Annotated in this window: 11 protein-coding genes; 10 read left to right on the top strand and 1 reads right to left on the bottom strand. The window is 67.0% G+C overall.

All coding sequences use genetic code 11. From position 1 onward, the window contains the following. Nucleotides 1-31 precede the first annotated feature (31 nt). From FGL91_RS12590 to FGL91_RS12620, 7 genes are all read left to right on the top strand, one after another. Nucleotides 32-1,438: an alpha,alpha-trehalose-phosphate synthase (UDP-forming) gene (locus FGL91_RS12590; protein WP_153243966.1), complete on the top strand. Its 1,407-nt coding sequence runs from the start codon at nt 32-34 to the stop codon at nt 1,436-1,438. A 49-nt stretch (nt 1,439-1,487) separates the two neighbouring features. Beyond that, nucleotides 1,488-2,285, top strand: a complete 798-nt coding sequence (gene otsB / locus FGL91_RS12595; protein WP_153243967.1) for a trehalose-phosphatase — start codon at nt 1,488-1,490, stop codon at nt 2,283-2,285. 9 nt (nt 2,286-2,294) lie between these two features. Beyond that, entirely contained in the window at nt 2,295-4,013 is a 1,719-nt protein-coding gene (ilvD, locus tag FGL91_RS12600) for a dihydroxy-acid dehydratase (RefSeq protein WP_047519236.1), read from the top strand. 51 nt (nt 4,014-4,064) lie between these two features. After that, nucleotides 4,065-5,867: an acetolactate synthase large subunit gene (locus FGL91_RS12605; RefSeq protein ID WP_047519234.1), complete on the top strand. Its 1,803-nt coding sequence runs from the start codon at nt 4,065-4,067 to the stop codon at nt 5,865-5,867. 3 nt (nt 5,868-5,870) lie between these two features. Next, nucleotides 5,871-6,380, top strand: a complete 510-nt coding sequence (ilvN, locus tag FGL91_RS12610; protein WP_017830816.1) for an acetolactate synthase small subunit — start codon at nt 5,871-5,873, stop codon at nt 6,378-6,380. Nucleotides 6,381-6,465: 85 nt separating this feature from the next. Then, nucleotides 6,466-7,494: a ketol-acid reductoisomerase gene (ilvC, locus tag FGL91_RS12615; RefSeq protein ID WP_047519233.1), complete on the top strand. Its 1,029-nt coding sequence runs from the start codon at nt 6,466-6,468 to the stop codon at nt 7,492-7,494. Nucleotides 7,495-7,588: 94 nt separating this feature from the next. Next, nucleotides 7,589-8,863, top strand: a complete 1,275-nt coding sequence (locus FGL91_RS12620; protein ID WP_416202650.1) for an alpha-L-fucosidase — start codon at nt 7,589-7,591, stop codon at nt 8,861-8,863. Nucleotides 8,864-8,882: 19 nt separating this feature from the next. On the opposite strand, the gene FGL91_RS12625 is transcribed toward FGL91_RS12620, so the two are convergent. Next, entirely contained in the window at nt 8,883-10,034 is a 1,152-nt protein-coding gene (locus FGL91_RS12625) for an ROK family transcriptional regulator (protein ID WP_131490889.1), read from the bottom strand. Nucleotides 10,035-10,236: 202 nt separating this feature from the next. Between FGL91_RS12625 and FGL91_RS12630 the strand changes: the two genes are divergently transcribed. The 3 genes from FGL91_RS12630 to FGL91_RS12640 are packed head-to-tail and all read left to right on the top strand — an operon-like array spanning nt 10,237 to nt 13,342. Beyond that, entirely contained in the window at nt 10,237-11,496 is a 1,260-nt protein-coding gene (locus FGL91_RS12630; RefSeq protein ID WP_047519229.1) for an ABC transporter substrate-binding protein, read from the top strand. Between the two features lie 42 nt (nt 11,497-11,538). Then, nucleotides 11,539-12,444, top strand: coding sequence for a carbohydrate ABC transporter permease (locus tag FGL91_RS12635; RefSeq protein ID WP_047519224.1), 906 nt, complete (start codon nt 11,539-11,541; stop codon nt 12,442-12,444). After that, nucleotides 12,434-13,342, top strand: a complete 909-nt coding sequence (locus tag FGL91_RS12640; protein ID WP_153243969.1) for a carbohydrate ABC transporter permease — start codon at nt 12,434-12,436, stop codon at nt 13,340-13,342. Before FGL91_RS12635 ends, FGL91_RS12640 begins: the two co-directional genes overlap by 11 nt. Nucleotides 13,343-13,350 lie beyond the last annotated feature (8 nt).

The following is a 13,350-nucleotide window of genomic DNA, read 5'->3' on the forward strand; positions in this document are numbered from 1 at the left end:
TGGACTCAACCCCCTGGTGTGAGGAGCCCCCTTGGCAGCTGCAGATTTCGTCGTCGTCGCCAACCGGCTGCCCGTCGATCGGGTGGAGGGGCCTGACGGCGAGGAGGTCTGGCGGACGTCGCCGGGAGGACTCGTTGCCGCTCTCGAGCCGATGATGCGCAACGTGCACGGTGCCTGGGTCGGCTGGGCCGGTCAGGCCGATGTCGAGTTGGCCCCGTTCGAAGCCGGTGGCATCGAACTGGTCCCGGTCCCGCTGAGCGCGCAGGAGGTCGCGGAGTACTACGAGGGCTTCGCGAACGACACGATCTGGCCGCTCTACCATGACGTGATCGCGCCCCCGCAGTATCACCGTGAATGGTGGGAGGCCTACGTCACCGTCAACCGTCGATTCGCGCAGGCGGCGGCGTCCGCGGTGGTCGAGGGCGGCACGGTCTGGGTGCACGACTACCAGCTGCAGCTCGTCCCGCAGATGGTGCGCGAGATCCGGCCCGACGTGACGATCGGGTACTTCCACCACATTCCCTTCCCCGCTCACGGGCTGTACGCGCAGCTGCCGTGGCGTGACCAGGTGCTCCGTGGGCTGCTCGGTGCCGACGTGATCGGGTTCCAACGCGCTCAGGACGCCACGTACTTCCTGACGGCCGTCCGCCGCCGGCTCCGCTACGAGGTGAAGGGGCCCAACGTCTCCGTCCCCGAAGGCGACGGCGTGCGGCCGGCTCTGGCCAAGGCCTTCCCGATCTCGATCGACACCGCGCCCTACCTCGAACTCGCGGGACGCGCGGACATCCGTGCCCGTGCAGCGGAGATCCGCGCCAGCCTCGGCAACCCGAAGCGCATCCTGCTCGGCGTCGACCGCCTCGATTACACCAAGGGCATCCGCCACCGCATCAAGGCCTACGGGGAGCTGCTCGCGGAAGGGCGTCTCAAGATCGAGGACGTGACGCTGGTCCAGGTCGCGAGCCCCAGCAGGGAGCGCGTGGACGCATACGTGCACCTGCGAGACGAGATCGAGCTCGCGGTCAGCCGCATCAACGGCGACACCGACACGGTCGGGCATTCCGCCATCCGTTATCTGCACCAGGGGTACCCGCGCGAAGAGATGGTCGCGCTCTACCTCGCCGCGGACGTGATGCTGGTCACCGCTCTCCGTGACGGCATGAACCTCGTCGCGAAGGAGTACGTCGCGACCCGTGTGGACGACCGCGGTGTGCTGGTGCTGAGCGAGTTCACCGGTGCGGCGGACGAGCTCCGACAGGCCGTGCGGGTCAATCCGCATGACATCGAGGGCCTCAAGGACGCGATCATGACCGCGGTGGAGATGTCTCCTGCCGACCAGGGACGACGCATGAGATCACTTCGCAGGCGTGTGCTGGACAACGACGTCAACGCCTGGTCCTCCTCGTTCCTGGCCGCGCTCGCCGAAGTGCGTGCGCGCTGATCGACCTCGCAATGGAGACACGGGGTACGCCCCGCGGATTGGAGAAGCTGTGACGCGCCCCTGGACCCCCGGAACCGCCGACGAAGACCTGAGCGCGCTGGCGGCGACGCCTCGGCTGGTCGTCGCCCTCGACTTCGACGGCACCGCATCACCCCTGGTGCCCGACCCGATGGCCGCGCGTGCGCTCCCCGAAGTCGCCGTCCAGGTCGAGCGACTCGCGGCGCTGCCCGACACGGTCGTCGCCTACGTCTCCGGACGCAGCATGCACGATCTGCGCGTGATCACCGAGCACACGGATGACTCCGCGATCGCACTGGCGGGCTCGCACGGTGCCCAGTACTGGTTCCCCGGCGACGACCCCGACGCCGTCCATGACGCCTTCGACGAGGACGGCACCCGGGAAGAGCTCTGGGCCGCCGCGAAGCCGATCATCGCGCGCTACGAGGGTGCCGAGTTCGAGCCGAAGACGTTCGGTATGGGTGTGCACACCCGACGCGCCGATCGCGAGACGGAGGAGCGCGTCTTCGCCGAGATCGATGCGCTGGTCGCCGAGCGCTTCCCGCACTGGCGCCGTCGGGCAGGACACCGTGTGCTGGAGTTCTCCTCGCGCACGGAGGGCAAGGACGCCGCGATGACCGCTTTGCGGGAGCGCTTCGACGCCACCGGCATCCTGTTCGCGGGCGACGACGTGACCGATGAGGACGCGATGCGCGTGCTGGGACCGGGTGATCTCGGTGTGCGGGTGGGCCCGGGGGAGAGCGCTGCGACCCTGCGTGTGGACACTCCACAACAGATCGCCGAGCTTCTGGAGGCGTTGGCGGACGAACGCACCGCCGCGCGGCAATAGACTTCCGTCATGTCCTCGCATGATCCTGCCAGCAGCGCGCCCATCGACATCAAGCCCCGCAGCCGCGTCGTCACCGACGGCATCGAGGCCACGACCTCCCGCGGCATGCTCCGTGCCGTCGGCATGGGGGACGCGGACTGGGACAAGCCGCAGATCGGCATCGCCTCGAGCTGGAACGAGATCACGCCCTGCAACCTGAGCCTCGACAGGCTCGCTCAGGGAGCGAAGGAAGGCGTGCACTCCGGCGGCGGGTACCCGCTGCAGTTCGGCACGATCTCCGTCTCGGACGGCATCTCGATGGGCCACGAGGGCATGCACTTCTCGCTCGTGTCCCGCGAGGTCATCGCCGACTCGGTCGAGACGGTCATGATGGCCGAGCGTCTGGACGGCTCCGTCCTGCTCGCCGGCTGCGACAAGTCGATCCCGGGCATGCTCATGGCCAGTGCGCGCCTCGATCTCTCCAGTGTCTTCCTCTATGCCGGTTCGATCGCCCCGGGGTGGGTCAAGCTCTCCGACGGCACCGAGAAGGACGTCACGATCATCGACTCGTTCGAAGCGGTCGGGGCGTGCCGTGCCGGTCTCATGAGCGAAGAGGACCTCAAGCGCATCGAGTGCGCGATCGCTCCCGGTGAAGGAGCCTGTGGTGGCATGTACACGGCGAACACGATGGCCTCGGTCGCCGAAGCCCTCGGTCTCAGCCTTCCCGGATCCGCCGCGCCGCCCGCCGCGGACCGTCGTCGCGACTACTTCGCGCACCGCTCGGGCGAGGCCGTGGTCAACCTGCTCCGCCAGGGCATCACGACCCGCGACATCCTGACCAAGGAGTCGTTCGAGAACGCGATCGCGCTGGCGATGGCTCTCGGCGGCTCCACCAACGTTGTGCTCCACCTGCTCGCGATCGCCCGCGAGGCCGACGTCGAGCTGAGCCTGCACGACTTCAACCGCATCGGGGACAAGGTCCCGCACGTCGCCGACATGAAGCCGTTCGGCAAGTACGTCATGAACGACGTCGACCGTCACGGCGGCATTCCGGTGATCATGAAGGCGATGCTCGATGAGGGGCTGCTGCACGGCGACGCTCTCACCGTCACCGGCAAGACGCTGGCCGAGAACCTCGCGGACCTCGACCCCATGCCGATCGACGGCGAGGTCATCCACACGTTCGACAACCCGATCCACGCGACCGGCGGCCTGACGATCCTTCACGGCTCGCTCGCACCGGAGGGCGCTGTCGTGAAGACCGCGGGCTTCGACGCCGCGGTGTTCGAGGGGCCCGCCCGTGTGTTCGAGCGCGAGCGCGCCGCGATGGATGCGGTCGCCGACGGGGAGATCGAGCCCGGCACCGTCATCGTCATCCGCTACGAAGGCCCCAAGGGCGGACCGGGGATGCGGGAGATGCTCGCCATCACGGCGGCCATCAAGGGCGCGGGGCTCGGAAAAGATGTACTACTCTTGACGGACGGACGATTCTCAGGCGGCACAACCGGCCTGTGCATCGGCCACATAGCACCCGAAGCGGTGGACGCAGGTCCTATCGCCTTCGTGCGCGATGGTGATCTGATACGGGTCGATATCGCAGCTCGCACTCTCGATCTACTCGTCGATGACGCAGAGCTCGCCTCCCGCCGTTCCGGCTGGGAGCCGCTTCCCCCGCGCTACACCCGAGGCGTTCTTGCCAAGTACTCGCGCCTCGTGCGGTCCGCCGCCGAGGGAGCGACCACCGGCTGACCCGGACGCTCCGGCATCCGGCGTCCTCCAGAGATCATCAGAAGGAAACTCATGACTGCTGATTCCGCCCCGGCCGTGCCGAGGCCGCCCGCTCGTCCAACGTCTGCGCCGGAGATCACCGGTGCCGAGGCCGTGGTGCGCTCGCTCGAGCTGCTCGGTGTCACCGACGTGTTCGGGCTTCCGGGAGGAGCGATCCTCCCGGTCTACGACCCGCTCATGGACGCCTCCGAGCTCCGCCACATCCTGGTGCGGCATGAGCAGGGCGCCGGTCACGCCGCCGAGGGCTATGCCTCGGCCTCCGGGAAGGTGGGCGTGTGCATCGCGACGTCCGGTCCCGGAGCGACGAACCTGGTCACGGCGATCGCCGACGCCTACATGGACTCGGTGCCGCTGCTGGCCATCACCGGTCAGGTGTTCTCGACCTTGATGGGAACCGACGCGTTCCAGGAGGCCGACATCGTGGGCATCACGATGCCGATCACGAAGCACTCCTTCCTGGTGAAGGACGCCGCCGACATCCCGGGTGCGATCGCCGCGGCCTACGAGATCGCGGGCACCGGTCGTCCCGGACCCGTCCTCGTCGACATCACGAAGGATGCGCAGCAGGCCACGGCACCGTTCGTGTGGCCGCCCAAGATCGACCTCCCCGGCTACCGCCCGGTCACCAAGGCGCACGGCAAGCAGATCCAAGCGGCTGCGAGCCTCCTCGCCGAGGCCAAGAAGCCCGTCCTGTACGTCGGCGGCGGCGTGATCCGCGGCCGGGCGGCAGCCGAGCTGCTCGAGCTCGCGGAGTCCACGGGCGCTCCGGTCGTCACCACGCTGATGGCGCGCGGCGCGTTCCCCGACTCGCACCCGCAGCACCTCGGGATGCCGGGCATGCACGGCACGGTTCCCGCTGTGCTGGCGCTGCAGGAGGCCGATCTCCTGGTGTCCCTCGGTGCACGGTTCGACGATCGCGTGACGGGCAAGGCTGCGCTCTTCGCCCCCAACGCCAAGGTCGTGCACGTCGACATCGATCCCGCGGAGATCTCCAAGATCCGAACCGCCGACGTGCCGATCGTCGGTGATGTGCGCGATGTGCTCACCGATCTCGACACGGCTTTCCGCGGAGCGACCGCGGGCGTGAAGCCCGACATCGCGGAGTGGTGGTCATACCTCGACGGCCTGCGCACCGAGTTCCCGCTCGGCTACGCTCCGACGACCGACGGGCTTCTGGCTCCGCAGCACATCATCCAGCGGATCGGTGAGCTCACGGGACCCGAGGGCATCTACGCGTCCGGCGTCGGACAGCACCAGATGTGGGCCGCGCAGTTCATCAAGTACGAGCGCCCGAACGCCTGGCTGAATTCCGGCGGTGCCGGGACGATGGGCTACTCGGTCCCCGCGGCGATGGGTGCGAAGGTCGCCGAACCCGACCGCGCCGTCTGGGCGATCGACGGTGACGGCTGCTTCCAGATGACCAACCAGGAACTCGCGACCTGCGCGATCAACAACATCCCGATCAAGGTCGCGATCATCAACAACTCCTCGCTGGGCATGGTCCGCCAGTGGCAGACGCTGTTCTACGACGGTCGCCACTCCAACACCGACCTCAACACCGGGCACGGCACGATCCGCATCCCCGACTTCGTGAAGCTCGCCGAGGCCTACGGCTGCCTCGCGATCCGCGTGGAGAAGGAAGAAGAGGTGGATGCCGCCATCCAGCTCGCACTCGAGACGAACGACCGCCCCGTGGTGATCGACTTCGTCGTGAGCGCCGACTCGATGGTGTGGCCGATGGTCCCCCAGGGAGTCAGCAACAGCTATGTCCAGTACGCCCGCGAGCACGCGCCCGCATTCGACGAGGAGGACTGAGCCATGTCGACCCACGTGCTGAGCCTGCTGGTGGAGAACACCCCCGGTCTTCTCACCCGTGTCGCGGGGCTCTTCGCCCGCCGCGGCTTCAACATCGACTCCCTCGCCGTCGGCGTGACCGAGGTCCCCGGGATCTCGCGCATCACGGTGGTCGTCGACGTCGATGAGCTCCCGCTCGAACAGGTCACGAAGCAGCTCAACAAGCTGATCAACGTGATCAAGATCGTCGAGCTCGACTTCGCCACGTCCGTGCAGCGCGAGCACATGCTCGTGAAGGTGCGCACCGACAACGCCACCCGGTCGAACGTGATCGAGGTCGTGAACCTCTTCCGTGCGTCCGTCGTCGACTACGCTTCCGATGCCCTCGTGATCGAGGTCACCGGTGACAAGGGCAAGGTCGACGCGATGCTTCGCGCGCTCGAGCCCTTCGGGATCAAGGAGATTGCCCAGTCCGGTCTTCTCGCCATCGGCCGAGGCGGCAAGAGCATCACCGAACGCGTCCTGCGCGGCTGACCTTCCAGACCATCACACCTACCTGCCCCGCCGTCCTCGGACGTGCAGGGCGTGCACCACTGTCACGAACAAGGAGAAACACAAAGTGAGCACCGAGATCTTCTACGACGCCGACGCCGACCTGTCCCTGATCCAGGGCAAGAAGGTCGCCATCGTCGGCTATGGCTCGCAGGGCCACGCGCATGCGCAGAACCTGCGCGACTCGGGCGTCGAGGTCGCCATCGCTCTCAAGGAGGGCTCCAAGTCCGCTGCGAAGGCCGAAGAGGCGGGCTTCCCGGTCAAGACCGTCGCGGAGGCCACCGAGTGGGCCGACGTCATCATGATCCTCGCGCCGGACCAGCACCAGCGCATCATCTACAGCGAGTCGATCGCGCCGAACCTCACCGCCGGCAAGACGCTCGCCTTCGCCCACGGCTTCAACATCCGCTTCGGCTACATCGACGCGCCCGAGGGCGTCGACGTGATCCTCGTGGCGCCGAAGGCTCCGGGCCACACGGTTCGTCGCGAGTTCGTCGCCGGCCGGGGCATCCCGGACATCATCGCGGTCGAGCGCGACGCATCGGGTCACGCCTGGGACCTCGCCCTCTCCTACGCGAAGGCCATCGGTGGCACCCGCGCCGGCGTCATCAAGACGACCTTCACCGAAGAGACCGAGACCGACCTGTTCGGCGAGCAGGCCGTGCTCTGCGGTGGCGTGAGCCACCTCGTGCAGGCGGGCTTCGAAACGCTCACCGAGGCGGGCTACCAGCCGCAGATCGCTTACTTCGAGGTGCTGCACGAGCTCAAGCTCATCGTGGACCTGATGTGGGAGGGCGGCATCGCCAAGCAGCGCTGGTCGATCTCCGACACCGCCGAGTTCGGCGACTACGTCTCGGGTCCGCGTGTGATCGACGAGCGCGTCAAGGAGAGCATGAAGGGCGTCCTCGCGGACATCCAGTCCGGCGCCTTCGCGAAGCGCTTCATCGATGACCAGGACAACGGGGCGGAGGAGTTCCTGGCACTGCGTGCCAAGGAGGAGCAGCACCCGATCGAGGTCACCGGCAAGGAACTGCGTTCGCTCTTCGCCTGGAAGCAGCAGGACGAGGACTACGTCGACGGCAGCGCGGCACGCTGATTCGATTCTCGAAAGAACGGGCGTCCCTCCAGGGGCGCCCGTTCTTTGTGTGGTCTGCGCCAAATCACGCCAGACATCGGATGTCTGTGTCAGGATGGGAGCCATGCGACAGGAATGGTTTGACCGGGCCCGGTTCGGGATGTTCGTCCACTTCGGCCTCTACAGCGGGGCAGCCCGTCATGAATGGGTGCAAAACTACGAGCGTTTGACGGACGAGGACTACCGTCCGTACTTCGAGCACTTCGATCCGGATCTCTTCGACGCCGCATCCCTCGCACGCACCGCGAAGGAGACGGGCATGGGCTATGTCGTCCTCACGACGAAGCACCATGACGGCTTCTGCCTGTGGGATTCGAAGCTCACCGACTTCACTTCCGTGGTGAACGTCGGACGCGACCTCGTGCGTGAGTACGTCGAGGCGTTGCGCGCGGAGGGGATCAAGGTCGGCCTGTACCACTCGGTCATCGACTGGCATCACCCCGACTTCACCGTCGACTGGAACCATCCGCGCCGCGACGACGAGAACGCCCACGAACTCAACGTCGGGCGTGACATGGCCCGATACCGCGCCTACCTCCACGGTCAGGTGCGAGAGCTCCTGACGGAGTACGGGGAGATCGATTACCTCTTCTTCGACTTCACCTACCCCGAGAGCAAGGAGGGGTGGGCGGGCAAGGGGCCCGAGGACTGGGATGCGACCACCCTGCTCGCGTTGTGCCGTGAGCTCCAGCCCGACATGCTGGTCAACGATCGGCTCGGGATCCCCGCCGACTTCGTCACGCCGGAGCAGTATCAGCCCACCGCACCGATCGTGCGCGACGGCGTACCGCTGACCTGGGAGGCATGCCAGACGCTCAACGGCTCCTGGGGCTATCACCGGGACAACATGGACCAGAAGTCCGCCACACTGCTCGTGCAGATGCTCGTCGACTCGGTGTCGATGGGCGGGAACATGCTGCTCAACATCGGCCCTGACGGTCGTGGTGCGATCGCGCCCCGGGATGCCCGCACCCTGGCGGAGATCGGCGAGTGGATGCGTCTGCACCGTGATGCCGTGATCGGGGCCGGGCATGCGCCGCTCACCCCGCCGCGCGAGGGCGTCTACACCCGGCGCGGGAACAAGCTCTACCTGAGCCTGTTCAGCTGGCCGATGGGCTTCGTGCACCTTCCGGAGCTCGCCGGAAAGGTCTCCTACGCGCGGCTGCTGAACGACGGATCCTGGCTGCAGACCAGTGTGTCCGACCCGGACCGTCAGGCTGATCTGATGACGCCCGCGGGGGAGGCGGAGGGGACGCTCACCGTGCATCTGCCGGTGCGGCGTCCCGAGGTGCTGGTGCCGGTGGTCGAGCTGACGCTCATCGACGAATGATCCACACGGTGGCGACGGCTCAGGCCGTCGTCACCGGTATCTCCATGCCTTCGAGCGCAAGGCGTGCGGCGCCGTGGAGGATCGCGTCGGCGCCGGTCGTCGCCGCTTCGATGCGCAGTCGCTGGGTCGCGAGGGGGTGGCATGCCTCGTAGACGCGGCTGCGGACGGCGGCGATGAACGGTTCCGAGGCGCTCATGCTGCCGGTCAGGAACACCGCGTGCGGGTTGAAGAAGTTCACCACGCCTGACAGCGCCTGCCCGAGATGGGTTCCCGCCGTGCGGACCAGGGTGGTCGCGAGGGGATCGGCGTCGCGCGCCAGGCTCAGCACGTCGGTCGTGGTGCGGACCACCTCGTTGCCGCGCTCGCGCATCTGGCGCACGAGGCTCGCCCCACTGGCCACCGTCTCGAGGCAGCCGGTGTTGCCGCAGGAGCACGGGATGTCGCCGCTGCCGTCGATCCGCGTGTGGGTGATGTCTCCTGCCGCGGCCGTCGCCCCGCGGTGCACGTGTCCATCGACGATGATGCCGCTTCCGATGGCGGTGCCGGCCTTCACCGTGATGCTGTGCCCGGTGTGCCCGAAGCGCTCGCGATGCTCGCCGAGCGCGGCGAGGTTGGCGTCGTTGTCGACCGCGACCGGCACGCCGTAGCGGGTCGCGAGATGGGTGCCGACACGGAAGCCCGGCCATCCCGGCATGCGCGACGGCTGGTCGACCGTGCCGGTGGCGATGTCGACGGGACCGGGCAGGCTGATGCCGATCGCGTGGACCCGCGACTCGGAGGCGAGTTGGTCGAAGACCTCGCCGATGCGGTCGAGCGTGGCTTCCGGCCCCTCGGTCACATCGACCGTGATCGAGCGACTGTCCAGGAGGGCACCGCTGAGGGAGTGCCTGCCGATACGCGCGTGGCCGCCGCCGAGGTCGGCGGTGAGCACGACACCGTCCGCGGAGATCTGCAGCACCCGCGGGCGGCGTCCCCCACGTGACGTGCCGTCGCCGGCCTCGCGCAGCACGCCGGCGTCGAGCAGGGACTGCACGCGGAGGCCCACGGTCGAGGCGGCCACGCCGAGTGCGGCGGCGAGCTCGGTGCGGGAGCGGGCCTCGCCGCGGGCGACGAGGTCGAGGATGCGGCGGGTGTGCGGGTCGTCGACGGCGGTGTCAGCGGGATTTGGCATGGGGGCACTTTCCTGGTCGGAGCATTCGTCAGCGTAGTAGGGGATGGTCATGTTTCCCGGGAGTTACGAATTATCAAGCTCCGATAAACATCGGATGTTCAGCTTGCGGCCTCTTGCGAAGTGTGAAACGGTAACTTCATACGAAATCCTACTAGGTTGTTTCGACCCGCGAAGCAACTAGTTCCCTTCCAGGAGGCATTCAATGAAGAAGTTGCGTGTAGGGGCTGTCGTCGCCGTCACCGGCGTCGCAGTCGCGATGACCGGCTGCGCGAGCAGCAGCGGCAACGGTGGTTCCGCCGACGGCGACACGATCGTCGTCGACATGTGGGCAGGCAGCGAGTCCGACGTGGATGCCCTCGAGGCGCAGGTCGCATTCGCCCAGGAGCAGAACCCCGACATCAAGATCAAGCTGCAGACCTCGCCGTGGAGCGACTTCTTCACGAAGCTGACCACGAACATGGCCAGCGGCAACATGGCCTGCGTCACCGGTATGAGCGGCGCGCAGCTCGGTGGCTACACCGGTGCCTTCCGTGAGCTGAGCGACGCGGACCTCAAGACGGCCGGCATCGATTGGGCGGACTTCAACCCGAGCGCCGACGGCATCCTCAGCTTCGAAGGCAAGGTCTACGGCGTGCCGTTCGACGTTGCCACGATGCTCGTCTACTACAACCAGGACATGCTCACCGCTGCCGGCGCAGCGACGCCGGAGATCGGGTGGACGTTCGACGACTTCGACGCCATCGCCGCCGACGCGACGAAGGACGGCAAGTACGGCTTCGGCATGGGCATGGGCGGATACCAGTGGATGTCGATGCCGATCGCGTACTCCGCGACGCAGCCGGCCTCCGAAGACGGCACCCTGCACATCGACGACAAGGCGTTCGTCGACGCGTCCACGTGGTACGCCGAGCTCGTGACGGAGAAGAAGGTCGCCGCCCCCGTGGCATCCGCCTCCGACACCGGCTGGGGCGAGAACCAGTACACGGGTGGCAACGCCGCCATGGCGGTCGACGGCACGTGGAACGCCGTCAGCTACCTGAACAACGAGTCCGGCTTCGCGGCCGGTATGGTCCCGCTGCCCGCTGGTGTCGACGGCAACCCCGGCCCGATCCTCGGCTCCGGCTACGGCATCTCGGCGAACTGCGAGAACCCGGAGGCGGCCCTCAAGGTCATGGGCTCGCTGCTCGGCGAGGACGCTCAGGACTACATCGCATCGTCCGGCCGCTCGTACCCGGCACGCACGTCGTCGCAGCCGCTGTACTTCGAGTCCATCGATGAGGAGTACCGCGAGCAGGTGCAGTCGGTCTTCGAGGCGGCCTTCGGTGACACCGTCCCGCTGTACATGACCAAGAACTGGCAGAAGCTCGACAGCTACATCCAGCCCAACCTCGTCAGCGTCTACAACGGCCAGATGACGATGGACGAGCTGCTGTCGAACGCCCAGGCCCAGTTCGGCGAGTGATCCGGCTTCGGCCGTCAGTGGTGACAAAGAAAGAAATATGAGATGACGATCACGACGAGACGTCGACGATCGCTCGCCAAGGTCGAGGCCGGTCAGGCGCTGGGGTTCGCAAGCCCCGCCCTGATCGGGCTCGCCCTGTTCACGATCGTGCCCGTGGGCCTTTCGATCGTGATGAGCGTCTTCGACTGGCCGACCTTCGGCGAGCGGAACTTCAACGGGGTGGACAACTACGTCAAGCTGTTCACCAGCAGCCCGGACTTCTGGCCTGCGCTGCGCAACTCGGCGGTGTACACGCTGCTGTACGTGCCGTTGAGTGTCGCTCTCTCGCTCGTGCTCGCTCTCGGCCTCGGGTCGCGGATCCGCGGGCGAGGTGCCCTGCGCGTCCTCTTCTTCATCCCGGTCGTGACCCCGATGGTCGCGAACGTGCTGGTGTGGAAGATGATGCTGCAGCCACAGGGGCTCTTCAACGGCCTCTCGCAGACGTGGTTCGGCATCGAGCTGCCAAACTTCCTGGCCGACCCGTCGTGGGCGATGATCATGGTCGTCGTGATGAGCGTCTGGCAGGGGCTCGGCTACAACATGCTGATCTTCTCGGCCGCTCTCGAGCAGCTCCCCGAGAGCGTGCTGGAGGCGGCGAGCATCGACGGCGCCCGAGGACTCCGACGGGTGTGGAGCATCATCATCCCGATGATCTCGCCCTCGATCTTCTTCGCCACCATCATGACGATGATCACGTCCCTGCAGGTGTTCGTCCAGCCGCAGATGCTCACCGGCGGCGGCCCCGGCAACGCCACCAAGCCGCTCGTCATGTACATCTGGGAGCAGGGATTCACCTTCGGCGACCTCGGCCTCGCCGCCGCGGCAGCCTGGATCCTCTTCGCGATCATCATCGCGATCACCGGTCTCCAGTTCGCCGCGCAGAAGAAGTGGGTGCACTATGAGCACTGAGACCCTCGTCCGCCCGACAAGCCGCGCCGGCCGCTCGGACCGCGAGCGCGCACGGGGTGCCGCGACCACACCGGCGTCGCGTGTGCGGCTGGTCCTCGCGCACGTCGCGATCTACGTCGCAGCGCTGATCTTCATCTCCCCGCTCGTCTACGCGTTCTTCTCGGCGCTCAAGCCGAATTCGGAGATGTTCTCCATGCCGCCGACCCTGGTCGGGTCGGAGCTTCGCTGGAGCAACTTCGTCGACGTCTTCGCCTACGGCCCTTTCCTCACCTACATCATGAACTCGTTCATCGTCGCGATCCTCGGCACGCTCGTCGTGCTGATCGTGTCGACCACGGCCGGGTACGCCTTCGGGCGGTTGCGCTGGAAGGGACGGGACGCCGTCTTCGTGCTGTTCCTCGCGACGCTCATGGTGCCCGCCGAGGTGCTCGTGATCCCGATGTTCCAGGTGATGCAGTGGTTCAACTGGGTCGACACCTATCAGGCGCTCGTGCTCCCGTTCGCGTTCGGTGCGTTCGGCACGTTCCTGATGCGGCAGTTCTTCCGCGGCATCCCGTATGAGCTGGAGGAGGCCGCGCGCGTCGACGGCGCCGGGCCCGTACGCTCGTTCCTGCAGATCATCCTGCCGCTGTCGAAGTCGGCGGTCGCGGTGCTCGCCGTGTTCACCTTCCTGTCCTTCTGGAACAGTTACCTGTGGCCGCTCATCGTGACGGTCGACTACAACGCGCACGGCACCCTCCCCGTGGGTCTCGCGAGCTTCGCCGGACTCACCGGGACGCGCTGGGACCTGCAGATGGCTGCGGCGATCATCTCGATGGTGCCGACGACGATTCTCGTGATCGTGCTGCAGAAGCACCTGGTCAAGGGCATCGCGATGGCAGGACTGGGCGGCCGCTGAGCATGATC

Origin of the sequence: Microbacterium sp. CBA3102 (genome assembly GCF_007954505.1) — a bacterium.
Classification (GTDB): domain Bacteria; phylum Actinomycetota; class Actinomycetes; order Actinomycetales; family Microbacteriaceae; genus Microbacterium; species Microbacterium aurugineum.